This is a genomic window from Spartinivicinus poritis (assembly GCF_028858535.1).
GTDB classification, from domain to species: Bacteria; Pseudomonadota; Gammaproteobacteria; order Pseudomonadales; family Zooshikellaceae; genus Spartinivicinus; species Spartinivicinus poritis.
Genome location: NZ_JAPMOU010000037.1, coordinates 1 through 25,614, shown reverse-complemented (window position 1 = coordinate 25,614; position 25,614 = coordinate 1). Strand labels below are relative to the sequence as shown.

At 39.5% G+C, this 25,614-nt stretch carries 20 protein-coding genes; 9 read left to right on the top strand and 11 right to left on the bottom strand.

Annotated elements, in window-relative coordinates; genetic code table 11:
• Positions 1-132: 132 nt before the first annotated feature.
• The 4 genes from ORQ98_RS21455 to ORQ98_RS21440 form a co-directional block, all read right to left on the bottom strand.
• Positions 133-1,401 carry an ABC transporter substrate-binding protein gene (locus tag ORQ98_RS21455; protein WP_274690900.1) on the bottom strand — a complete coding sequence of 423 codons (1,269 nt, stop codon included), beginning with the start codon at positions 1,399-1,401 and terminating at the stop codon, positions 133-135.
• A 361-nt stretch (positions 1,402-1,762) separates the two neighbouring features.
• On the bottom strand, positions 1,763-2,668 hold the full coding sequence (mepA, locus tag ORQ98_RS21450) for a penicillin-insensitive murein endopeptidase (protein WP_274690876.1): 906 nt from the start codon (positions 2,666-2,668) through the stop codon (positions 1,763-1,765).
• 164 nt (positions 2,669-2,832) lie between these two features.
• Complete coding sequence (locus ORQ98_RS21445; RefSeq protein WP_274690875.1) at positions 2,833-3,672, bottom strand: 23S rRNA (adenine(2030)-N(6))-methyltransferase RlmJ; 840 nt, start codon at positions 3,670-3,672, stop codon at positions 2,833-2,835.
• A 95-nt stretch (positions 3,673-3,767) separates the two neighbouring features.
• Positions 3,768-4,961 (bottom strand): putative manganese transporter, encoded by a 1,194-nt coding sequence (locus ORQ98_RS21440; RefSeq protein ID WP_274690874.1) that lies wholly within the window; start codon positions 4,959-4,961, stop codon positions 3,768-3,770.
• A gap of 612 nt (positions 4,962-5,573) precedes the next feature.
• On the opposite strand from ORQ98_RS21440, the gene ORQ98_RS21435 reads away from it, so the two are divergent.
• Positions 5,574-7,760, top strand: coding sequence for a M14 family zinc carboxypeptidase (locus ORQ98_RS21435; RefSeq protein ID WP_274690873.1), 2,187 nt, complete (start codon positions 5,574-5,576; stop codon positions 7,758-7,760).
• A 69-nt stretch (positions 7,761-7,829) separates the two neighbouring features.
• Here the strand turns inward: ORQ98_RS21435 and ORQ98_RS21430 are convergent, their stop codons facing one another.
• Complete coding sequence (locus ORQ98_RS21430; RefSeq protein WP_274690872.1) at positions 7,830-8,474, bottom strand: hypothetical protein; 645 nt, start codon at positions 8,472-8,474, stop codon at positions 7,830-7,832.
• A gap of 470 nt (positions 8,475-8,944) precedes the next feature.
• On the opposite strand from ORQ98_RS21430, the gene ORQ98_RS21425 reads away from it, so the two are divergent.
• From ORQ98_RS21425 to ORQ98_RS21405, 5 genes are all read left to right on the top strand, one after another.
• Positions 8,945-9,538, top strand: a complete 594-nt coding sequence (locus ORQ98_RS21425; protein ID WP_274690871.1) for a TetR/AcrR family transcriptional regulator — start codon at positions 8,945-8,947, stop codon at positions 9,536-9,538.
• Between the two features lie 109 nt (positions 9,539-9,647).
• Positions 9,648-10,709, top strand: a complete 1,062-nt coding sequence (locus ORQ98_RS21420; protein ID WP_274690870.1) for an efflux RND transporter periplasmic adaptor subunit — start codon at positions 9,648-9,650, stop codon at positions 10,707-10,709.
• A complete protein-coding gene (locus ORQ98_RS21415; RefSeq protein WP_274690869.1) occupies positions 10,687-13,776 on the top strand; it encodes an efflux RND transporter permease subunit in 3,090 nt (1,029 codons plus the stop codon). The genes ORQ98_RS21420 and ORQ98_RS21415 overlap by 23 nt, the downstream gene beginning before the upstream one ends.
• Before the next feature lie 481 nt (positions 13,777-14,257).
• The gene (locus tag ORQ98_RS21410) at positions 14,258-14,566 is read left to right on the top strand and encodes a PepSY domain-containing protein (protein ID WP_274690868.1); all 309 of its coding nucleotides are present in this window, start codon (positions 14,258-14,260) and stop codon (positions 14,564-14,566) included.
• A 264-nt stretch (positions 14,567-14,830) separates the two neighbouring features.
• Complete coding sequence (locus ORQ98_RS21405) at positions 14,831-15,658, top strand: hypothetical protein (protein WP_274690867.1); 828 nt, start codon at positions 14,831-14,833, stop codon at positions 15,656-15,658.
• Positions 15,659-15,864: 206 nt separating this feature from the next.
• Here the strand turns inward: ORQ98_RS21405 and ORQ98_RS21400 are convergent, their stop codons facing one another.
• A complete protein-coding gene (locus ORQ98_RS21400) occupies positions 15,865-17,952 on the bottom strand; it encodes a trypsin-like serine protease (RefSeq protein ID WP_274690866.1) in 2,088 nt (695 codons plus the stop codon).
• 699 nt (positions 17,953-18,651) lie between these two features.
• On the opposite strand from ORQ98_RS21400, the gene ORQ98_RS21395 reads away from it, so the two are divergent.
• Together ORQ98_RS21395 and ORQ98_RS21390 are read left to right on the top strand one after the other, a co-directional pair.
• Positions 18,652-19,530, top strand: a complete 879-nt coding sequence (locus tag ORQ98_RS21395) for a LysR family transcriptional regulator (RefSeq protein WP_274690865.1) — start codon at positions 18,652-18,654, stop codon at positions 19,528-19,530.
• A 134-nt stretch (positions 19,531-19,664) separates the two neighbouring features.
• Positions 19,665-20,609 carry an AEC family transporter gene (locus ORQ98_RS21390; RefSeq protein WP_274690864.1) on the top strand — a complete coding sequence of 315 codons (945 nt, stop codon included), beginning with the start codon at positions 19,665-19,667 and terminating at the stop codon, positions 20,607-20,609.
• Positions 20,610-20,626: 17 nt separating this feature from the next.
• On the opposite strand, the gene ORQ98_RS21385 is transcribed toward ORQ98_RS21390, so the two are convergent.
• From ORQ98_RS21385 to ORQ98_RS21365, 5 genes are all read right to left on the bottom strand, one after another.
• Positions 20,627-21,337, bottom strand: coding sequence for a substrate-binding periplasmic protein (locus ORQ98_RS21385; RefSeq protein ID WP_274690863.1), 711 nt, complete (start codon positions 21,335-21,337; stop codon positions 20,627-20,629).
• 55 nt (positions 21,338-21,392) lie between these two features.
• Entirely contained in the window at positions 21,393-22,184 is a 792-nt protein-coding gene (locus ORQ98_RS21380) for a type 2 periplasmic-binding domain-containing protein (RefSeq protein WP_274690862.1), read from the bottom strand.
• A 161-nt stretch (positions 22,185-22,345) separates the two neighbouring features.
• Entirely contained in the window at positions 22,346-22,837 is a 492-nt protein-coding gene (locus tag ORQ98_RS21375; RefSeq protein WP_274690861.1) for a gamma-glutamylcyclotransferase family protein, read from the bottom strand.
• A complete protein-coding gene (locus ORQ98_RS21370) occupies positions 22,837-23,379 on the bottom strand; it encodes a DUF2058 domain-containing protein (protein WP_274690860.1) in 543 nt (180 codons plus the stop codon). Before ORQ98_RS21370 ends, ORQ98_RS21375 begins: the two co-directional genes overlap by 1 nt.
• A gap of 151 nt (positions 23,380-23,530) precedes the next feature.
• The gene (locus ORQ98_RS21365; protein ID WP_274690859.1) at positions 23,531-24,025 is read right to left on the bottom strand and encodes a cupin domain-containing protein; all 495 of its coding nucleotides are present in this window, start codon (positions 24,023-24,025) and stop codon (positions 23,531-23,533) included.
• A 365-nt stretch (positions 24,026-24,390) separates the two neighbouring features.
• On the opposite strand from ORQ98_RS21365, the gene ORQ98_RS21360 reads away from it, so the two are divergent.
• Positions 24,391-25,386 (top strand): polysaccharide deacetylase family protein, encoded by a 996-nt coding sequence (locus ORQ98_RS21360; RefSeq protein WP_274690858.1) that lies wholly within the window; start codon positions 24,391-24,393, stop codon positions 25,384-25,386.
• Positions 25,387-25,614: the final 228 nt, after the last annotated feature.

Here is a 25,614-nt window from a genome sequence, read left to right as displayed (position 1 = left end):
CACCAAGGATGGTGGAAATGCAGTTAATGCACGGAGCATTTAACTGTCACCCCAATCATTTATAAAACCATAAACTCATGAGGCTTCATCGCTTGACGGCCTCCCCTAAAAACCATTCGCTTTGGCTATAGCTTAATTCCACTTCTTACGTTTTATTCGTTTCAATTTCTTTTCTAGCTTTTTAAGCGCCTGCTTGGGAGTTGTTTTACCCGCTAGCACATTGTGCACAGCATTAAAAAACAAGTTACTCACCTGATTATATTTTGACTTGGTTGCAGTGGATGGTCGAGCGACACTTTGCTCTAAGGATTTAACTAATGTTTCAGCCACTGGGGCTGCAGCAACAACCTCTTTATCTTCATATAGGCTTTTAATAGTTGGATTGAAAGCCCCTTTTAATAGCCGTTGCTTTTGAATATCATAGCTGGTTAAAAATAAGGTTAAATCAGCCGCTAATTTAGGGTATTTAGAGTATTTTGAAACCGCCAGCTGCCAACCACCTAACGTAGATGCATGCTTGCCTTCACTGCTTCCTTTAGGCAATGCAACAATACCCACTTTGCCTTTAATAGCACTCTCTTCTCCTTGTGCCAATGCCCAGGCATAAGGCCAGTTGCGCATAAATACAGCGTTACCTGATTGGAACACGCCTCTAGCTTCTTCTTCAGTATAATTTAAAACCCCTGGCGGTGAAATTTTACCAACCCACTGCCCAGCCAGTGCAAGTGCTGACTCAGCTGCTTTGGAGTTTACGGTAATCTTTCCATGACTATCAACAATTGAGCCACCATTAAAACTGGCCAGCCACTCTAAAGCGTTGCAGGTTAATCCCTCATATGCACGCCCTTGCCAGACATACCCCCATAACTTTTCATTTCCTTTTTTATGCTCTTGGTTTTGAATGGTTTTCGCTATATCCGACAACTGTTGCCAAGTGGTAGGAACGGGCTGGTTATATTTTTCAAGTAAATCTTTCCGATAATATAAAAACGCGGTGTCAACGAACCAGGGCATAGCCACCAATTTACCACTGACCGTATTATTTTCGACTAACGTAGGAAAATGCTGTTTTTCTATACCCTGAGTGTAGGGTAATAAGTCTACTAAGTGATTCGCTAGTAACCCTGGCCAAATAATATCAATTTGAAACACATCTATATCACTGCTTTTGGCAGAGAATATTTGCTGATACAACGCCAGTCGTTCTGTTGATGAGTTAGGGGTGGAAATAACCTCCACCTGATGGCCTGTTTTTTTAGTCCAAGCTGATACTGCTTCTTTACATAAAGACAGTTCTGCACCAACGGCCCCACAAGAGATTGTTAATTTTTCACTAAAAGCAATATTGGTTAAAAGTAACAACCCTAAGGACAAACCACCAGATAAGCAGCGAGCTATCATTTTCATGGGCAACTCCTAATATTTGTTTTTTTTAAGCCCAGCCCTACTACTTACAGTCAAATACTACAAGCGAAGGACTTCCTAACTTTTATTTATTCTAACGTTTATTTCTTGTTTTTTATTTATCAGGTTTATGTGTTTCTATTTCTACAGATAATTAAAGCGGGGCAAACTCTTCAGGCCCAGCAAAATAGCCATCTGTATCGTTTAAGATAACCTGAGTGTAACAAACCTATAACAGATCATTCAATAGACTTTATGAGAATGACGGCAAGTTTGCCGCAAGAGAGAAGATGAGAAATTATAAATAGCGCGGTTTATAGCCCAGGAAGGCAGGCTATAAACCAAAATAGATATAGTATTAATGAAAGTACTTAGATTTAGCCCTAAAGATCTGGCTACAGGCTTTAGGTAGCTTCACTTGTTGCCAATAAGGTAACTTTGGTTTTGGCTTCACCGGTTTTTTACTTGGTTTCTTTTTGGGGGCCGGCTTGTGTTTGGCAAACCACCAATTTAGCGACTTATCACACCCACTTCCCTTCGGTATTGGTGCTTGTGACTTACACTGCGGGCTATCCGCTGGACATTTCATCCGTACATGAAAGTGGTCTGCATGGCCCCACCAAGGACGAATTTTTCTAATCCAGTCATCATCGGCGCTGGTTTTAGTTTTACATAACTGCTTTTTAATTGCGGCATTGACAAAAATTCGATCCACCTTAGGGTTAGAAGCTGCCAGCTTTAACATTTGCTGGTGGTTATTACTCCATAACCTGGGCTTAACTGTTCTACCGTTAGCCGTTACCAATGAATAAGCCCCTAAGGCTTCACGCTCGTGCAATGATAAAGGCCGGTCTTTTTCCAGGTTATACCACAGGTCAGCATCCAAACCATTTTGATGACTCCGATGACCTCTAACAAAAGGGCCACCCCTAGCCATGGATAAATCACCTACCAGCAAAGTACCAACATTGTGCTTATCCATGCCTGCTGCCAGCCCTTTAATAAAATCAACCAGGTCTGGGTGGCCATAAAACCGTCCACGCGTTAGCCGCATTACCTGATAGCCCTTACCATTGGGCGGCAATGACTTACCACCAGCCAGACAGCCTGCCTGATAAGTACCAATCGCTTGTGCTGGTGCATCATTTGGTATTGTCAGCTTGGTCCAGAATGGGCTTTTAGCCGCCATTGATAATGGCGTAAAACAGCCAATCGCACTGGTTAGAGCCAACGTTACTAATTTTCTACGTGAATTAAACATCATCCACCATTTTAATATTGCATACTTTATGAACCTTATGACTGGGGCAAACAACCTGTCAAGTGACGCCTTTATTGCTTTTATTAAAAAGCGACAAAGGTTTGTTTAACCAAGTTGATTTAATTTTGTAATGCCAGTTCCAGGCCATATCCTAGCTGTATTTTCTATCAGTCCAGCCCATGGGAGTTCAGACTTATTTTAGCAGTTGAGTCCTGCCCCAGCTGCTGGAGCAAAAACGGCAAACATTGTCCTAATTGCTCATTTAGCCGCCATGGAGGGTTAATCACAAATACAGCACTGCCATACATTCCACCCGAACCTGAATCCTGCACCTGCAAGCTGGCATGCAGGTAACGGTCAGCCAGCTGCTTTAGTTTACGTTCCATGGCTTGTATTTCTGGCCTGGCCAACAATGGATACCAAAGCAGATATACGCCTGTTGCAAAGCGTTTAAGCGCTTTCTGCAAGACAGTGATGACTTGCTGATAATCTTGTTTGACTTCATAAGGTGGATCAATAAGTACCAGCGCCCGCCGTTCTGGAGGAGGAAGTATCGCTGTTAATCGTTCAAAGCCACTTTCCCGTTGCACCCGAATCCGCTGGTTTCCTTTCGACCATTCTTGCAGCAACTCACAATCTTTTGGGTGGAGTTCAAATAACTGGAGCCGGTCGTCAGGCTTTAGTAACTGTCTTGCAATCGCAGGAGACCCTGGATAACACTTTAAAGCCCCACCAGGGTTATGGGCCGCTACCACTTCGACATAACGTGCCAATGGCTCAGGCAGGTTGGCTTGCTGCCAAAGCTTACTAATACCTGTCTCATACTCTGCATTTTGCTGAGCATAGCCCTGGAGTAAAGCATACATCCCAGGGCCTGAGTGGGTATCGATATAGCAAAGTGGCTTACCCTGTTTTTGCAGCAAATGATCCAGGATCAGCACCTCTGTCAGGTGCTTAAGTACATCGGCATGGTTGCCGGCATGAAAGGCGTGGCGATAACTGAGCATAAAGGCGCTTCACTTTCCAAAAAGCGCCATTCTAATAGTGCAAACTTGATAAAGCACCACTCCAGGTGCTTATTACATTCATGAAGCGTATATTGTTACTCAAAGATCACGAAGTAGCCGTAAGCGGCAACCAGTGCCGGAATAGTTGAGTACAAGGTTGCCATTACCGCAGCCTTAGGTGCTAAGGCAATAGCAGGAAACAGTGCATCACCATCATTACTGATTGCATTTCCCAACTGTGCTGACATTGGTACAGCACCACCGATATATAAGCTGGTCACTAATATTTGTGGGCCACAACCAGGCAGCAAACCAATCAATACGCCCATTAGAGGCATAAGAGGTGCCCAGTCAGAAAATAAAGCAGCTAGATTAATATCAAACCAATATACAACCAGCTCAAACATTAAAAAGGCTGCAATTACCCAGCTTGTTACAAAGTTAGTATCCTGTGCCACTCGCTGGAACAATGCCACATTATTAGCTTTTGGGTCTTCCGCAACTGCAGACTCATAGCTAGTCACTTCTCGTGTGGTTGCCCACAACACAATAGCAATCATTGCAGCAGCCGCTCCTAGTCCAGCAGAAGTCCCTTCAGCAAAGCCAAATAGCTGGTCGGTATCCACCTGGAATGAGCCCATTACAGCAAATGTCATGGCAGGTAATAACATCCACTGCCAAAACTTACCCTGCAACTTGATTATATTTCGATTACACGGATTGGGTTTATCACAATTGATTTGAGCAGATTGCTGCTTCAGTTTAGGGCGCATAAAATCCACACCATGGATTTTGTCCACTAATAGCCCAGAAACCAAGCCTACTCCAAAGCCTAAAGCAATGATGAATAAACCATCAGCTGGCTTGCTTGCCAGCAGTAGAAAAGCTGCATCCCCCATTGTGGCCGTCAATACAGCAACTACACCACCAAAACTCAAGTTGCCTTTAACATATTGAGTAACAACAACAATCGCACCACCGCAGCCAGGCAAAGCCCCCATAAAAGCAGCAAACAATACTTGCAGTGTATTACTGCCGGCCAGTTTCTCCTGAAAAAAACCACTTTTATCAAAACGCTCGGTTAAATAATGAAACAGTGCCAAGGTGGCAGCGACATAGGCAGCCACTTGCCAAAAGGCATCAGCCAATACTCCAATGGTTAATTCTCTTGTATTGTCAGTAAGCAACAAGGCAAATAAAACGGTTGGCAGCAACAACCGTTTATTAGTTAGCTGCCAACCTTGCTGAGCCAATGAAACACGTAACCCTTGTTGTCGCTGTATGAACATCACCAAACCTCCCCTACTGCACCATATCGCCAGTGTAAGGAAAGCCAGATGGTAAATGAAAATGATAGATATTATCAAGTAGATAGCTAATCTCTATGATTAACCCTTGAATAGTCCCCCCCTTTTTCAAAGGGGGCTGGATTGTTCGCTAGCTGTAACGGGTTAAGTATATTGCAGAAAATAAGTCTAGTGTCTGATATGGAATCACAGGATATTGAAGAAAAATTATAAGCTAATAATTATTTTTTGGAAAAAATGTTCAACTATTATTCTTTATATTCCTCAGGTATTTAAATCAAAAAAAGACAAACTTTAAAACAACGCTAAATATTTCATAAAAACTCAGACACTAAAGAAACATAAAATCAATATTTACCCTATATGTAGCGCACATTAGCAGATGAGCTTTTTATCACACAAATCAACAATAAGTGTTTTTACAATTTACTTAATGACGTAGTTAATAACTTAAATAATATCAAAAGCCTATAATCCTATTAACAGTCAATCCTTTATTTGACTGCATTTAATAAACAACCAAGCTCAATCAGTCGCCATACTTCCGAGCAAAAAAATAGACTACTTCATTACTAAATTAAAGTAAGGAATTCCATGCTGAAAAATACACTTGCATCATTATTAGGTGTAACCTTAGGGGTTATAACCCTTCCAGCGGCAGCTACTGAGAATGAACAGAATTCTGAAGCCATAATCTTTATAGATCAGGAACAAGCTGCGCTCAGCACTATTTACAAAGTAACCTTTGCCAGCAAAGAAATCTACAATAAAGCCAAAATAAGCTTTCATGGTCAAATGCTAGAGTCTCATGATAAATCGTTTAGCTTAATTGTAGACTTATCCAAGGAAGAAAAACAAAGACTAACCGACACAGCCAAACAGCAAGGCTTTAAAGTTGATATCCAAAAGGCCACTCAGTGGATTAAAAAAAGAAGTCGCGAACTCGAGCAAATAAAAGAAAAAATGCAACAACCTTCTCTTTCTTTACGCTCAGGCTTCGATGAAAGCGCTGGCGGTATTCCTGGCTTTCAATGTTATGAGACAGTTGAAGAAACCTTTGCAGAAGCGCAACAAATAGCTAACAAGTTCTCCAATATTGCTCAATGGCTGGATGTCGGTAACTCCTGGAAAAAACAGCATCCAGATAATAGTAGTCAAGGTTACGATATCAAAGTACTCAAATTAACCAACACAGCAATTAAAGGTGATAAACCCAAGCTATTTTTAAATAGTGGATTACACGCTAGAGAATATGCCACTGCCCCTCTGGCATTAGAATTTGCTCGTCATTTGACCAACAACTATGGTAAAGATGCTGATATTACCTGGATTTTAGATCATCATGAAGTCCACTTTATGCTTCACTCAAACCCTGATGGCAGAAAAATAGCTGAAAACCGTTTAACCAAGTTTCAAAGAAAAAATGCTAATTTTACTGAGAGTGGAGGGAGCTGTCGCCCTGTTTATAAAAATGGCGTTGACTTGAATCGCAACTTCTCCCACGACTGGGAAGATAATATTACTGGCGCGAGTGATAATGCATGTGACGATACTTATCGCGGCTTAAGAGAGGCTTCTGAGTTAGAAACCCAAGCAATCCAAAACTATATGAGAAAAATATGGGAAGATAACAGAGCCCCCAACCGAACAGACAAAGCCCCGCTAAATACCAAAGGTATTTTTATTGATATCCATAGCCATGGTGGCCTCGTATTATGGCCTTGGGGGGATTCAAGCCAAGAAGCACCAAATAACAAGGAATTACAAACATTAGGGCGTCGTTTTGCCTGGTTTAATCAATACTCACCTAAGCAGGCCTCAGGCCTATACCCTACTACTGGCGCCAGTGATGACTTTGCCTATGGTGAGTTAGGCGTTGCTGCATTTACTTTTGAGCTAGGTAAATCAGGCACCTTTTTTGAACCCTGTGAGTCATTTAATAAAACAGTTAAGCCAAATAACTTAAAAGCACTGCTTTATGCAGCAAAAGTTGCCCGAACACCTTATATGACCCCATCAGGTCCAGAAACACTTGATTTAACCCTCAACACTGAGAATAGTGAAGTAGAACCTGGAACCCAAGTCAGGCTAACAGCTAGCGCAACTGATGCCAATTTTAACCACAGCAATGGTAGAGAACGCACACAAAGGATAACTGAAGCCCAATATTCAATCGATACCCCTTTCTGGACTGCAGGCCACACGGCAGTACCACTCGAGATAACAGGAAGACAGGGTAATATTACCGGCACTATAGACACCACTGGTTTAGAGCCTGGACGACATATTGTGTATGTAAGAACGAAAGACACTAGTGGTCAATGGGGACCCGTTAGTGCCCAGTTCTTACAGATTAAAGAAGGCAATACTACTCCAGATGACGATAATGGCGATAACAACGACAATGGTCAGTATATTTATCAGGACCGTAAAGCCTATGGCATTAAACCGGGTAAATATGAATTCAGCAAAGGACTTGATATTCCGCAGAATGCGCCAAACGCAAAATCAGCCATTGTTCGCTTTACAGTCAAACACCGGGATCATAGCAAACTAAGAATAGCTTTGGTCAGTCAAGCGACAAGAGCAGGCTACTTTATCTTGCGGAATAATGGCAACAATGCAGACGGTATACAAAAAACCTATACATCAACGATCCCTGCTAATGTTTTTAATAACTTAAAAGGAAAAAACTGGCAACTCGCTTTTAAAGACACATCTAATAACTCAGACCCTATCACTGGGGTTATTATAGGTTGGTCAATTCAGTTCTCTCGTTAATTGCCCTTTAATGACACGGACTATTAAATTCAATAGTCCGTGTCATATTATATCCTTCACAACTGGCTTTTAGGCTTTAATTCGATCCTTAGCAGCCAGTGTATTAATATATTTAGTTTGTTCCCAGCTACCATTAAAAGCAGAAAAACCCATTTTTTTTAGTCTTAACAGGATTTGCTTACCTAATATACAAGCAGTTACAAAACGATGTTGACCATCTTGTATATATAAAGCTTTATTTCTGGGGTTTTGCCAAACATCAATAATGATTGGTTTAGTTGAAGCGTTAAGATAATGCTTTTTTTGTTCAAGCACGTAGGGAATTACAGCCTCCTGTGCAGGCCTGATATCAGGAAAATCTTCCGGTAAGTTTGATCTTGAAACGATATCTCCTACACCAGATGTATTCATTAACAACTTATTAAAACTCACACTTCTAAGTCTACTGCTATTGACAGAAACCAAATCTGACATTATGCCTCTAAAAGGGCTTTGTTCTTTAACACTCCTCACTTTAGAGCTATTATTACCAACTACACTTTTAGTCTTATCTTTATATTGATTTACCTTATTTTTTACTAATCCAGTACATTGGTTATTGCTATTCGTATTTTTTCTGGCAATAGATGTTTCCGCTAGTTGTTTATTATCAACATTCTTATTACCAGCGTAACAAGTATTACGGTTACCAGCATGGTTTGCTGAAGTTAGCATAAACGTCCTTTAAAATATGTCCTTTTAAGAATTAACTTAGGTATATCACGCTCCTATTTTTTAAAGCAACTGTTTCTTTTACAATGCTCTTCTCTACCAGCTAGTGGTTATTTCTCTCTAAGTACAGTGATACTTTTTTATTGAGTTCAGTCAAAAAAGGTGGATTTTTTTCAGCAAATACCCCGTCCATACCTGGGCAGCAATTGGAACAGAAATTTTTGCATATTGGTCACGAACATTATTTTGTGACGCAATAAAGAAGCCTTCACAATCCCTTTGTTTAACTAAGCGTTGAGCACGAGCCTATATTAGCACGTCATATCAGATAATCTTGTTGAATCTACTTTACTACGCACTTAAGGGCACCACTACTCTCATAGCCAGCCCTTAACTCATCCTCAAGATTTCATTGACCACATAGTCGGTGAAACCTAAAATGGATTCTTAGCTCATAATAGTTATGAAAGCATATGTCACTTACACGCAAAGCTTCGGCAGAAATAACCCGGCAAAACATCATCCAGGCAGCTTTTGAAATTGTTGGCGACTCAGGCTATGAGGCGCTGACGACTAATGCACTTATTCAACGGGCAGGCATTGCCAAAGGTACACTGTATCATCACTTCAAAAATTTAGATGAAGTGGTTTTTGCGGTTATTAGAAAAATCGTAGAAGACTGTATGCAAAGTGTGCCTATTAAACAATTTCGCTCTATGCGAGAATACCTTTATGCAGTTGGGCAGTACCAGCTTGATTGCTTTTTTCAAGATCCACGACTAATTAACACGGTTTATGGCTTTCTACCAAAAGGAATGCAAGACCCTCAATTTCGGTCATTGGCCCAAGAGCTGTTAGATAGTGTTTGCGCTCAGATTTCTCCAGCTATAAAGCAATTTTATAGTAATAAAGTCAGTGATGAAAAAGTAACAAGAGCCATTCGTATGGTAGATATCTTCAGTATTGGCTTTGGCGTGCATCAAAGTATTTTTCAAGACAAGCAGCGTTATCAGGCTATTTGGCAAGATTTTGTTGATATGTTGGAAAGTTACTTAAATAACTCCTGACAACAACATCACAGCATATGGAAATTTTGCACTTACTCTATTGACCGACCAGTCGGTCGGTGTTACTGTCATTGCAACGCAATGACTCTGTAAAATAGCAGGCTTTAATATGAGATCTCTTTTAATCATTCTTCAAGCTTGTATCACTATCAGTCTTACGGCCACAACCCAACTGAGCTGGTCTGACACTCCTACTTTGGTCAGCGCTAAAACTGTCAACCAACTACAGTTCTATCCAGAGCAGTCTGCTCCCGCCAAGGTTGTAGCCCTTAATCAAAGTCAGATACCTGCAGAAATAAATGCTCGGTTAATTCATATGCCTGTTAATGTCGGTGATTTAGTTAAGCAAGGAGCGCTGCTTGCCAAGTTAGATTGCCAACAAACTCAATTCAATCAACAGTCGCAACAAGCCAAGTATGCTCAGTTACAAAGCCTGCTGGCATTTAATCAACGTGAGCTTAAGCGTAGTGAAAAGCTGGCTCGACAAAAAAATATCGGTGAAGCAGAGTTTGATCGCAATAAAACCAATGTGGCAGATATTCAAGCACAATTACAAGCTCAGCAAGCAGCTTTAGCTATTGCCAAACTGAATACCCAATATTGTCAAATCACTGCACCTTTCGCAGGTTTGGTAACAAAAAAAATGGCTGATGTGGGAGAAATGCTAGCCATTGGTACGCCAGTTATTGAGTTATTACAAACCAACCAACTAGAAGTCTCAGCCCAAATAGCACTGACTGATGAACGTTCATTTAAACAGGCACAATCCTTTTCTTTAAAAACCAATGGTGAACAATATCCACTACAGTTACGGTCTTTTCTGCCATTTATCGAAAATAGTACCAGAAGCCGCGAAGCACGTTTAGTGTTTACATCTAACAATACTATTGCAGGCACCACTGGCCGACTGCAATGGAAAAGCCCTACCCCCCACCTACCTGCTCATTTATTACAAAAACGTAATGGCAAATATGGTGTATTTATTATTCATGATAATAAGGCACAATTTATAGCAGCGGAACAAGCCCAGGAAGGCCGTCCAATCCCTTTAAGTATTGCCACTGACCAATTAGTGGTTATTGATGGTCGTCATGGCCTTGTTGAAGGGCAAACCATTAAGCTTACCAATGCCAAGGAGCAGAACAATAATGTGGCTTCGCAGTTTAATTGAAAACCACAAGCTAACTAACCTGTTATTTGGGTTAGTATTATTAATGGGGTATTTAATTTATCAACAACTGCCACGAGAGCAAGACCCCAGTATTAATTTCAATTGGGTTCAAATTACTACCTTGCTACCAGGTGCTTCAGCAAAAGATATTGAAAAAAAAGTTACTGATATTCTCGAAGAGTCGTTAGAAAAGGTTCAAGATATTAAGTTTGTTTCCAGTACCAGTCGCGAGGGAGTATCCAGCATTCTGGTGCGTTTTCAAGATATCAGTCAACGCCTTTTTGATAAACGAATGGCTGATCTTCGTCGAGAAATTAATAATGTTGAAGATGAGCTACCCGAAGAAGTTGAACGCCCCAATATTGTGGAAATCACTTCTGCAAACGCGTTCCCTACTGCAACAGTCGTAGTAGCAGGCCCTGCTGATGATGAAAACTTACGGCGCCAGGCAAGTATTTTAGAAAACGAGTTAGCTCGTATCCCCGGTGTTGATCGAGTACAGTTAACCGGTGAAAAAGACCCAGAAATTCAAGTACAATTTGACATTGAAAAAATTCAATTACTCAATATTTCTCCAGTCACTATTGCTAATTCCATTCGTAGTTTTTATGCAGATATTTCAGCAGGTAGTGCCCGTATTGGCCTGGATCAATGGTTAATTCGTATTGAAGGCACCACCACCAACCCTGATGAATTAGCTAAATTACCCATCCTCTCTAATGAAGGTACCCTGTCAGAAATCCGCTTGGGCGATATAGCTACTGTCGTACGAGCACGAGCCAAAGCAGATCGACTGGTTCGCTTTCAAGGCCGTCCAGCGGTTCTGTTTGCCATTATGAAGCAGGAAAGCACCAACACTTTGGAGCTTGTTGAGCGCATTAGTCAATTTGTTACACAGAAAAATACCTATGCTGAAGAGCTTGGTGTTAATATCAGTTTAATCGACGACCAAACGCTAATTACTCGTAATGCGCTTAGTATTATGCAAAATAACGCATTACTGGGGCTTATTTTTGTTTTGTTTGTTTCCTGGATATTCCTGGGGTCACGGATCAGCATTCTGGTAACCATTGGTATTCCCTTTACCCTGGCTGGCACATTTATAACCCTGAATATTCTTGATCAAACCTTAAATACATCAGTGCTGTTAGCTATTGTTATCGCTCTCGGTATGCTCGTAGACGATGCGGTAGTAGTGGTAGAGTCCATTTACAGCAAATTAAGACAAGGAATCACAGGCATTGAAGCAGCCTGGACAGGGTTAACTGAAGTTATCAGCCCTGTTACAGCCTCGGTGCTTACAACAATTGCTGCCTTTTTACCGCTCATGCTGCTGCCAGGGATTTTAGGCAAATTTATGATGATTATTCCCCTGGTAGTTACCACCGCGCTGGCAATCAGCTTAATTGAAGCTTACTGGATGCTACCAGGTCATATTCTCGCTGCTAAGGTGTCGTTTGCTAACCCCTCAAAAGTAGATAAATACCGGCAAATATTCATCCACCGATTAAAAGTGTATTATGGATTTGCCTTAATCAAAATTATGCGCCACCCTATCAAAACATTGGCTACCTTGGTTCTGTTATTTATTCTTTCTTTAACTGCCGTAGGCAGCGGTTTAATTAGAATGGATTTCTTTGCCGCCGACACCATCCGCCTGTTTTATATTAATGTTGAAATGCCCACTACCAGTTCACTAGACGAAACCATGGAGAAGGTGCTGGAAGTTGAACGGCTGGCGTACCAGGATTTATCAACAGAAGAAACTCGCTCTATTGTGAGTTACTCCGGACAAATGTTCACTGAAACAGAGCCCCTGTTTGGTGAACACTTAGGTCAAGTCCTAGTGAGTTTAAAGCCACCAGCTGATGGTTTACGCAGTGTCGAGCAGATTATTGAAGATATGCGTGCCGATGTTGCCACTGTAGTAGGCCCCACTAATATTTCCTTCTTAAAATTAGCTGGCGGCCCACCTACCAGCAAACCGATTAGCGTGAAAGTCAGAGGCAAAGATTATGTGGAATTACGCCAAGCTACCGACGCACTAAAGTCTTTTATGGCAAAAGACAATCGGTTTAGAGATATCTCTGACGACGACAGTCAAGGCCGCTATAGCTTAACGTTAAAATTAAATTACGATGCTATTAATCAATTAAATATCCTTCCCTCAGATATCCACCGTACCGTTAAAATGCTAATCGATGGCGAAATTGTCAGTTATGTACAACATGAGGGAGATCGCATTGCTCTACGCTTACAGTCTGCATCTGCCGTCAATAATCAATTCGATGACACTGAAGCATTACTTAGGCTATCAGTACCCACTGCTCAGGGTAACAACGTACCGCTACGCGAACTGGTCATTGCAAATACTGAGCAAGTCAAAGGTAATATTCGTCACTATAACTTCCTGCGAACCATTACCTTAGAAGCCGATATCGACAAACTACAAATTGACACAGTAGCAGCTAATCAGTTGATCCAAGACTATTGGCCAACCATTGCCGCAAATTACCCGAATGTTTCATTAGATTTTTCTGGTGAACTGGATGATATTCAAGAAAGTATTGATGCCATTGCCATGCTTTTCTTACTGGGTATTGGCTTAATGTATTTAATTTTAAGCACCCAGTTTCAAAGTTATTTCCAACCACTGATGGTCTTAATAACCGTTCCAATGGCATTTGTTGGGGTAGTGTTAGGCCTGTTAGTTTCTGGTAACCCACTCAGCTTATTTACAATGTATGGCATAGTTGCGTTAGCAGGTATTGCTGTAAACGCAGCTATTGTTTTAATTTCCACCGCCAATAACAATCTGGCCAAAAATATGAGCTTAATGCATGCCACGTTTTATGCCGCTAGAAGAAGGATGCTACCCATTATTATTACGACATTAACAACAATTGCCGGGTTATTTTCCCTGGCAGTTGGTTTAGGGGGGCATTCGCTAATTTGGTCACCAGTGGCTACCGCTATTGTTTGGGGCTTAGTATTTTCATCCTTTTTAACACTATTTGTAGTGCCGGTGCTGTATCAAATGTCGATGCAACGGAAAGCAAAAAAATAGTTTAGCGCTGGGCTAATTCGTCCAGCTTTTGACAGCCCATGTATAAATTTCACAGTCATTTGCTTTTTTGGCAAGAAGTTTTCTGAAGACAAACATTGTGAACCTATATTGAAAAAGAAAACCTATCAGGTGACATAACAATATCCAACCAGACTCAGTTCTATTTTATACACAACTATTGTTTACAGCTCAGTCTTTCACTTTATTTATAGCACCATTGCCGTATCAAATATCGATGCAAAGACCGTATAAGGATATTTACAAACTGATTACGGAAACTCCTTATTAGTCAGCCCAACAACCTGGTATCTACAACCATTTATCATGCATCTGCATTTAACTAGAATAGCACCCGACCTAACCGGTCAGAATAAATTTAATTCTTTTAAGCTTGAGTTAAGCTAAGCACTATAGACTTCTACCCCATCAACCGACACTACTGTCAAACAAACTTAGTTCGTATGAGAATGGAGAGTTTACAATGAAACCTATGTTAGTCGCCTTTATTTCAGTCTTTGCTGCCAGTACTGCTGTTGCTGATATTAATATCACTCCACAACAAGCCGACCAATTAGCAAAAGCTGGTACTATCAAGCCGCTAGCTGAGTTAGAAAATAAGGCAAAAAACCAGGTGAAAGGCACAACCGTTATTTATTCAAATATAGAGCAAGATGATGATACTGGTGTGTATGAGTATGAGGCTAAAGTACAAGACGCTCAAAACAAATTATGGGAAATCCAAATCAATGCACAGACTGGTGCTATTGTAGAGGTTGAGCTAGACGACTAATAAAGTCTTTTTAGCTATGAAGTAAATAGTGAATAAACTAACCAACTCCCAGGAGCTGGTTAGTTTTTAACGTTGACTATAAAGTTAAGGATACCATTCTGGCCAGTTTTACGCTCCCTCTTATTCTATACATGCGGTTTTGTTTTTAAATAAAAACACACTGGTTTTATAAAAAAAAACGGATTAATGTACAAGTTATCAAGTTACAACTCTTTTATCTTTGACTATAAGAATTTTTTATCAAAAATGGGAAGCTAGAAGAGTATGAATATTAATGGTTTCTTGTCTGTTTTTAATCTTGGAAATAATATAAGCTCGAGCTCACAAGCAACAAAAGAAGGTGGGCTAACTGGACTTAACAACCATTTACAAAGTTTAAATGGACCAGATAAACAAAAAGCAGCAGCGCTTATCGAACAGCTAACCTCATCAACTCCTGATGAAACTGGTAGTTTATCGGCACTGACTAAAATGACTAGCTTTGTCGAGTTAAAAAATATATTTACTGGTGATATCCAGGATAAATTTGATGGAACAATTACACAGTTAAATGATGGTTCATACCTCTTTCAAGGAAGTTTTAACTCTGAAGAAATTGTTTCCGTTGAATACGGTGACCTTATTGACGAGTTAGCAGCAGTGAGAGAGCAAAAACTCACCAATCATTCACAATACCTTCCTATTGACATAGATGCTCCACCAGAAGCTGTATTAGCAGCAATCGATAAAGTTGAAATTGAAAATAATCAGTGGAAAAATGTAAGTGGAGGTAATGAAACTAGAATTGGACTACAATTCTTAAAAGATAAGTTTGAAGCTGATAATGGAAAAGGTAGTGAGATTTCTTTGACAAAACCAGAAATAAATAAGTGGATTACCTCTCAACTGCAAAGCTTCGACTACTTTGGAAAAATAAACCCAAATAAGAATGAAGCACTAATGAGTGAATTTTCAGAGCTTGCAATGAGCGGGAAAGATGATTTCTGGTTAAAAACAGCTTTTAATTCATTAACCACAATAAGAATAGAAGCTGAAAAGTTGCTAGCTGAAAAATCAATAGTCACATTAACTCCAAATGCCCATAGAGTATAGATATACTACTATTTAAAAATTTATTTAACGTAAAGTCAGTGCAAGAAACTGTCTGTCTTTACTAGGGGGTTTTGAGGGAATCCTCGGCAAGCAACTAGAGCATGACTTGCCGAGTTTTTTTATTTACACTGATGGGGCCTGGATTTCTGCGCCAAATGGATAATGGGCATCCAGAGCCACTGATGTCATCACCTGGTTTGTCATTATCATCTGGAATCGGGTTTTGGATCTGGTTTCGGATTAGGTACATTATTTATTTTGACAAGCTTCACTGCATCAACAAATAAGTCTGCTTTTGGCTCAGGACCAAATATATAAAGCTCTGCTTTTTTCAGTTCGCCTGTAGGGTTAATCACAAAATCTGAAGCAATATCATACCAGCTCTCTCCTACAGGGATTTTACTTGTATTAACTGACTTCCAGTGGTAGCCCTTATCATCGACATAAAATATACGTACATCCAACGTTTGTGGTGTTTTAACAGACTTACCGAGGCTTGCAGATAAGCGTAAAGTATAACCTTGATTTGTAGCTATTTTATCAGTAATTTCTAGAACGCCACCGACATACCAATGATTACGCTTACCAACATGCATGCTGAATTGGCCATCTTTCGCTCGATCTGCACTTTGGCTGAGATCACCCATTTTCCAAGCTGACTGCCAGCCTTGAGTATTGGTTTCAAAGTCATGCTTAAGTACTACATCTGGATCCGGCTGGTTAGGATTTTTTTCAGCAATTTTTACCTCATCAATTATCAGACTCTTTTTACCCTTTGGACCAAATAATAATAAGTGTGCTGCTTTTACTTCTCCACCTACCGTATTTAACTGAAATTCACCTTTTAGTGTTTTTTGCTGATCAGTAATTTGGTCAATGCCAATGTATTGATAGTAGTAAACTCCTATTTCGCTTTTCAACGCTAAAGCCGCAAAACCAAAGTCTTTAGCCTGCCCTTTTGCTAATTGCATTTTGGCACTGAACTGGTAAGTTGTCGCTTTTTTCAATGGGGTTTTAATTTTCTGAATGACACCATCATAATAACTGCCACGGCCACTCACATCGACCTGGTAATCATTACCACAGTCTTTTTTCATTGTTATTTGTTTTAGTTTTACTGCTTTAGTGTAGTACGCACGCCACTTTGTTAACTGGTTAAAGTCTGGCTGCTCAAGTAAGTTACCCTTAGTTAAATCGGGTTTATTACAGGTTTGATTTGGCTGGTCAGGATCTGGTTTAGGGTTAGGTTTACCAGGACCATTAGGATCTGGATTATCAGGATCAGGCCAGCCAGGACCATTAGGATCACTTGGGTCAGGCTGATCAGGGCCATCTGGATCAGTAGGATCTGGTTTCCCAGGGCCAGGCTTGTCTGGCCAACCAGGCCCATTCGGGTCATTTGGATCTGGCTTACCTGGATCAGGATTAGGTTTTGGATTCGGGTTTGGCTTAGGATTGGAGCCTACATCCACATATTTTTTAATCCAATCTGTGTAATTAGCCACTTTAGTATACACACCGGGATATCCTGGCTTGGCACAGCCCTGACCAAAACTAACAATGCCTACTTGGTATAGCTCGTTATACCACTTAACAAATAAAGGACCACCACTATCACCCTGACAAGAATCTTTGCCACCTTTTTTATAGCCAGCACACACCATATTGTCAGTTAAACCATAGTAAGCTCTCTGGCATTCCTGTTGTTCAACAATAGGTACGTCTACTTCACGTAATTTTCTAGGCAAACCTAAAGCAGCTGTAATATTTTTCTGCCGGGTTTCTCCCCAACCAGCAACTGTCATCATCGCGCCTGGTTGAGCAGCTGAATGATGAATATTAATGTCAGCTATTTTTATAAAATCTATATCTGCTTTTATTGGACGGCTCAGTTTAGCCAATGCAATATCATTATCTGAAGAACCACGCTTATAATTTGGATGAGGTATAAAGCGTTCAATAGAAATCACTTCTCCCTCACGGGTATTAGTACGATCAAAACGTCCAATTGTTGCTCGCTTTATACCTTTACAATGAGCAGCAGTTAGAATCCACTCATTATTCAAGATACTACCACCACAGCCATCCAGCCAGACCATAAATTTTCGTTCTGCAAAGTTCGATTCCTTCCCTCCAACTATTGTTTCCATTCTTGCATTATCATGCACCAGTTTATTATTAATTTGAATTGCTTCATGCTTAATAGAAGCTCCATGACTGGCACTTGCAATTGCCAAACATAAAGTAGATAACGTTAATCGTATAGAGTATGGGGGAAATGGCTTCACTATCATTGCGGTGAGTCCTGTTAATCTTGATCTGGTAAAATACTAAAAATTAAGGTGTAACTAACCCTAAAAAATTTATTTGTGAAAGGTATGGCCGTGAAGATTAATCAGATATTTCATTACATAATAGTAACTATTACACTAAAGCATAATAAACTAAGCATCCCTTTATTTTTATCGTAATTTTTAGTCATTCTTCATAAGATCAATGCAAATTATTTATGGCTAGATCCAGTTATTTATCTCATAAATATGGGATGAACAAGCTTTCAACTATATATCAAACACAATCATTTATACATCAGACACAAATAGCCCATATATTTATTATTATTTACTCACAAATTAAGTGGATTTACTTCTGAATAGCTAGCTTTATGTTGTTTTTAAATAAATAACACGAACAGAGCGTTAACAGCGATGTGAAGTTACGTACCTGGTCATGATAGTTAGTTAAGTGTCTCTTCATACAACGTTTCAATGAATGCACTTAAGCTCATATTCTGAGACTTTGCTACTTTCTCTAAAATATTCTAGAACTCACGCTCTAATGGTAGGCTGGTTACTTGCCCCTATTTAACTACATGAAATAACAATCAATCATCTGAAAAAAGTTATATAATAGAAGACTAGAGATAACCAATATACAAGAAACAGCTTATTTAACGATCAGTCCAAAAGTAATAGGAGCCATCTACTACTGTCATGTCTATTAAAGCGCTACGTGCCTTAAAAGCCATTGCAGAAACTGGTAGCTTTGCTGCTGCATCCGACCAGCTGGGGTTAACACTGTCTGCTGTAAGCTTGCAAATTAAGACACTTGAGCAACAGCTCAATACCTCGTTATTTGATCGATCGGGTCGTAATGCAAAGCTCAATCATAATGGGCAACAAGTGTTGGCTAGAGCTGAACAGATACTTAACCTATATAATCAGCTAGGCTACGACTTAGACGACAGTGAGCATTTTTCTGGTCAATATTCTCTTGGGGCAATTCATAGTGTGCAAATTGGCCCTTTAGCCCCTATTTTGGCTAGCCTGCATAAAGACCACCCTAACCTGCAAATTAAAGTCAGAAGAGGCCAGTCAGCTGAGCTGGCAAAAGGGGTTGAAAAAAACCGCCTTGATGCAGCCCTAATCACCGAGCCGATTACCCATTATGCTTCTAACTGCTCTTTTACTCCCTATGCCGAAGAGCCCTTCTATATTGTTTCGAATCAAGGAACAACTATAGCCAATGAAACCAAGCTATTGCATCAAGTTCCCTTTATTCGCTTTGACAAAAAAGCCTGGGCTGGTGCCATTATTGATGAAGAACTAATGCAGCGTGGAATCCAAGTTAACGAGTGGATGGAACTGGATTCAATGGAAGCAGCCTTAAGGATGGTGGAGTATGGCTTGGGTATTACCATCATGCCATTAAGCAGGCAGCGATCACAACAGCTGGCTAAATCTTTCCAGCTAATTCCATTTGGTGCCCCGCCTTTAAAGCGCTCTATTGGGGTTTACCAAAAACTCAACAATAGTCGTGCTCCTGTTACCAAGCTTGTGTATGAGCTGATGGTGAAGAATGTTATTAGTTGAGTTTTTTTAAACTATCCATCAAGAAAATTAAAATTTTTTAAAGGCTAGTTAAGCATTATAATACTTTCTGTCTATGCCTAAGCAGTCGCCATCACTGCTTTAAACAAAAAATATTCTAGCTTAAAAGCCTGGTTATGATTACTATAATTGAAGCACTTGTTCCCATCTGTTTTGCCATTGCCAGTGGTTATATCATCAAACAACTGGCAAATATCCAAACCAACGTATGGTCTGGTATTGAAAAGATCACCTACTATGTACTCGCCCCAGCGATTCTCATTGATACCATTACTCGCCACTCTTTAGCCGAATTACCTTGGCCAACCATTGTGATGGTGACAAACACGACCATTTTTGCCTGTTGTCTGGTTCTAGCCTTTTGGCTATTGTTTGACAAGTCTTTATCTAAGCCAACCTTTACCTCGGTATTTCAAGGAGGAATTCGTTTTAACACATTTATCGCCCTTGCTATTACCAATGCATTATTTGGCGATGAAGGTTTAGTGATTGGTGCGCTCGTCGCTGTCACCATGATTGTATTAATCAATATTTTATGTGTCACTACCTTTTGTTTATTAATTAAAACAGAAAATCAAGCTTCACCGTCTCTTATCAACCAGTTAATAAAAAACCCTCTAATCATTGCCTGCTTAATTGGATTACTCTTCAACGCTTTTAATATTCATCCTCCAAAAGCAATCGCTGACTCAATCTCACTACTAGGCCGGGCAGCTTTTCCTATTGGATTAATGGCTGTAGGTGCTGGTTTAGAATTAAGGCGACTATTCAGTGACTGGAAACCTTCACTATTAGCTTCTTTTGTTCAGTTTGGCTTTAAACCTATAGTGGCGCTATTTATCATCAGTTATTTTTCCCTAACGCCCATTACAGCTACCGTAATTATTATATTTTTTAGTGTTCCCACTGCCCCTTCATCTTATATTTTATCAAGGCAATTGGGAGGCGATCATCAGTCTATGGCATCAATTATTACAGCACAAACCATGTTGTCATTTATTACAATGCCAATCTCGCTGTGGATAGCAAATCAGTTCTTTATATTCAACAGTAATTTATGAGACAGCGATAAAAATAGCTACTGATAACTCTTAGCTATTTTTTCTTGAGTACCATCTGCAATGAGTTTATCTAACTCTTTTTGTAATGCACTAATTGTGTCATCTGATACAGCCTGATTACAAGCTAACCCCATTTTTAGTGCAAAAATATCAGTAACTTTCTCCAAAGGTTCTCCAGAATCAACTAAAGCTTTATAACGAGACTCAGCCATTGCAACCATATCTACTCGATTTGACTTTAGCTTCTTCAACGATTTATCTGCATCACCAGCAGCACTCAATTTAGGAAAGCCTGATTTTTTCAAATACTCTCCACCTACATCCTGGTTTTGGATACCAATTTTATATTTTTTAGCATCATCTAAACTTGCCACATTAATATCTGAGCCTTTCAATTTAACTAAAATAGACTTATTTAGCGAAAGCGGCTCAACCCATTTAAACAATTTCTCTCTTGCGGGGGTATTCGAAGTTGTAAACACACAGTGATTTTTTGTAGTTTCAGCATTTTTATACGCTCTAGCCCATGGGTATACTTTCAGCTCATAATCAATACTTGCTCTTTTTAGTATTAACTCAACTTGCTCTGTCGCAATGCCTTTTACTTTACCATCTTTATCAGTAAAGCTTAGTGGTGCATATTCTTCAGTATTAATCATTAGTTTTTCAGCATTTACAAACATTGAACAAGTGCCACAAAAAGCCAGAACTAAATAATAAATTTTCATTGTTTATACTCCCGCACCACTACCATTTTTAGGGTTGCAACATTGATTTTTAATATTAGTGCTTCAGCAAAGCCTCTTGCATAATTTTTTTAACCACTCCAGTTTTCTTGAGCTTATATAACTCTATATCAAAACTTTTCATAAATTTTTTATAAAATGGATACTTACCTTGCTCTATCGCCACTTCCGAGTAGCCAATATAAACAGGGTCTAGTCCCACCACAGCCCCTTTTACCAGGTTTACATACCTTACTCCAACATAAAACTGCTTTGACTGTATTAATTTAGCATAAACTACATCAAATGATGATTCTTCTGCTAAAAAGCAATCCCCTCTCCCAAGCCCTGTCATCAGAATAATATTTTCAATACCTCTCACCTCACCATACTTTATTTTACCCTGCTTGATAAACTCCCTGAATCGGCTTCCACCCCATCCATCAAAACCAACAACATTATTAATATGTAGACCTGTATAGTCATCTGGCCAAAATTTTCGCTTTTTTTCCAGCACCTTTTGTTGGCAAATTACTAATATTTTTTCTTCATAAAAATGGATTGAGTATGGATATAAATATGGCCAGTCATGCCCATGAAAAAATACCGGCGCCAAACCAAAGCCTTGGCCCTTTTCCATCATTTGTTTACCACGTTGCCATGCGACAGGAACCATAGTCACCTGAAAATCTTCCATGTTGCTAAAAGCAGCCTCTAATACTTCAATATAGACTCCTTTTGCTTGTTGCTTGAGTTTATATGAGTAAGGCTTATAATTATCATCGACATGAATAACTACTGATATTTTTTCTCCATAAGTCAGCAAACAGTAAAAGACCAATACTATCAACAGCCACCCACGAAAGAGGTAATACACACCACTAAACGCCATTATAATTTTCAGTAGACAAATATATTTTTTAAGGCTAGTTTGTTTTTATGATAAGTCAAACTTTATTTATGTGTTTTCTCAAAAACATTGCCAAACAATTACAATATATTTAATGCGCGCTATTTATAAATCAATAATTCTTGCTGAGTTCGAAAAGAATTAGCATCTTTTATAGCGCTTACAGACAAAATCATTTGAACGTAATCAGAAGGCAAATTTGCAGATTTTGCACCATATACAACATGTGTTTTATACCAATCAAAAGGAATCAAGCTATCATCGATACAGGTAGCATAATATGTAACAGCATTATACTCCTTTCCTTGTGGATTAATTACACGAACTATTTTGTCTAAATATCCTTTACCAAGACCTTCAATTTTATCAAGTTGATGTTTATGGTTTGACTCTAATTGATAAATGGTGCCCCAAACATAATCAATATTATTCCCAGTATAGTAAGCATCACATTTACCTGATCCATCCATACCACATTTATGAAAGCGTAGCTGATAACTTCTCAACTTGGCGATATCAATCAGGCTGACATCGCCAATACGCTGTTGCAAACGTGGCACAGACATATTAGAACCGTAGGCAAAATACAACATTACCACATTAAATCATCAGGGATCTGATAATCTGCATAAGGGTCATCTTCATCCATCTCTTGTTGTGTATTTTCAGCCAAAAATGCTATACAAGACTCATCCCTTAACATAATTTTTTCTGCGATTGCTTTTGGCACTAACTCATAACCTTCATTAAGTCTTACAATTGCCAGTCGGCCTTTGCTAAGATCAATTTGGAGTGTTTCGGTTACATAAATTTTTTTAATTTTCTTCTCATCAGTAAAATTGTAGCCGACCTCTCCATCACCCTTATTAATTTTATTCAGTTCAATTAACTGCTTTATTTGTGCAGTAATAGCTTTTTTTTCAGCCTCAGCTTTTAATTCTAAGTTCAATAGTCTATCTCGCTCAGCTTTTTCTTGGATAGCCTGTTGAGCGCTAAGCTTAGTTTCATCAACAGCTGTTTCTTTACTCTTTTGTTTGGTTTTCTTCTTCTTATGTTGGTCTTTCTTTATTTGGTTTGCCTTTTTCTTATCAACCAACCCCGCTTTTAGTAACTGATCTTGTAACGACTTGCTCATATTGTAACCTTGATAATGATCAGGGCTGGTTTGCTTTGCTACTCCCAACCCTTTGTTAACCTGACTGTAAACCTTAGTAGAGGCACCCTTATTATACGCAATCTTACCAGGGATAGTAGATATACCCGCTAAAACTGACGTAATCTTACTATCATTTGAGCAACGGCTGCAGTTTTGCCTGGATGGCAGCCGCAAAGCCTTGCAAATGTTCAGCAGTGGCTATTTCGTTATCAACATACTCAAAGCCAGGGATTACCACTTCACTGATTAGCCCATACTCTCCTTCAAGCAGTTCAGCTGCTTTCCAAATACCACCCGATACCAACAGTTGTAAGTGTTGACCTTGGTTAAGCCTAGAACCTAGTATCTGCTGATTTATCTTTCCTGCATTGGTAACAGTTGTATACTTAATTGCACCACCCAAATGAAAGAAGTGAATGATATCTGACTTGTTACGATGCAGCACGTTAATTGGACGGTCTTTAGTGAGCAAATAAAAAATAGAAGTACATAGACTTCTATTACTATTATCCTCTCCCATCCCTTCAACATAATACTTTGACTCATAGGTACGTCGATAGTACCCAGATTCAAAAGGGTGCGGCTCTAAGCCTAACAACGAAATGATATCTTCAACCCTATTCATAGCTCTGCCTTATTATGCCTTAAAGTAGTTTCAGTGGATTCCCAAGATTAGGGCACATCACTCGCGAAGGGTATAGATTAGTATTGTTGTACTAATAAAATATATTTAATCATTTTCTAAAAATTATACTGCATTCATTTCTACCATAAAATGTTACTTTTAAGTATGATCTGCAGAAGCTGTACCGAATATAAGCAATATAGCGCTAAACTCTTATTAACAATAATGTACTCAGTGCAAATGGATTTTAGAAGCGACCATCAAGTGACCAAGCCTTATAATCCTATAAATAATAGGTGATTCTGGCGAAAAGTGATGACAACAAGCCATCAAAATCGTTCGCGAAGAGTATAAAAGGGATTTAAATGAAAGCGAGTAAATACCATCACACCTCTATTCAAATAATTATTTTTTTTCTCCTCTTATTCTTAACCCTTTGGAATACGGCAAATGCACAAGGCAAAGTGATTGCCATTGTTAGTGTAGACTGGGAAGGTAGGACCTTAGAGGCTGAAAACTTACAAGCCATGAATGATTTTCGTAATGACTACCCCCAAGTAGGTTTACTTCAGTTTTTAAATGCTGCTTACTACACTAAACCAAATACCAATCATCAAATGGTTACTCAAGCCATCCGTTCAGTATTAAGACCCAGTGATGAGCATGGCTTGCATATTCATGCCTGGCGCTCTTTAGTTGAAGCAGCAGGTGTCAACTTTCGTACAGAACCCAACTGGTCATACCCTGGCCCTATCACGCTAAACAGGTGTCGCCTAACAGGTGATTGTGGTCATAATGTACCCATAAGTGCCTATACACATAATGAGTTAAGAAGCATTATTCAGTTTAGTAATCAAATGTTGGTTGATGCGGGTTTTAATTACCCTGTTAGTTTTCGTGCTGGTGGTTGGATGGCTGCTCCTCACGTCATCAATGCACTTTCTGCAGAAGGATTCAAATTTGACTCTTCAGCAGCTGCCACCATTTTATTAAAAGGAAGGCGATGGTCAGATCGATTATATAATTGGCTCACTGAACTATGGGGTGGTGTTAATACCGTTTCTCAACCCTATTTAATTGGCCCCAGCTATGCTCCCTTATGGGAACTACCTGATAATGGGATATTGGCTGACTATATTACTGGCAAAGAAATGCTCACCGTTTTAAAGCGCAACGTAAATAAGTGGCGTCAAAACCCTGAGAAAAATGTATATATTTCTATTGGATTCCATCAAGAATCTGCTTCACGATATATCAGCCGTATTCGTGAAGCGGTAGATCTTTTTGAAGATTATACAAAAGAAAATAATATTCCTTTTGAGTGGGCTACATTACCCTTAGATCCAGCTAGCTTTAATTAGCTTTAGGGTACCGTTAATTATCTAGCCCATTGTTATCTAACAATGGGCTAGACTTCCTACTTACTAGACTGAAACGCTAAAACCAAACCCGACCCAACAAAAGTAGTACCAAATATTCTACCAATTAGCTGACGTAGTTTAAGTGTTATTAACCAGCCCTTTCAAGGTGAGAATACAACCAATCTGGACATAACTTAATCAGATCGTGACTTTAGATTGTAACTCCTC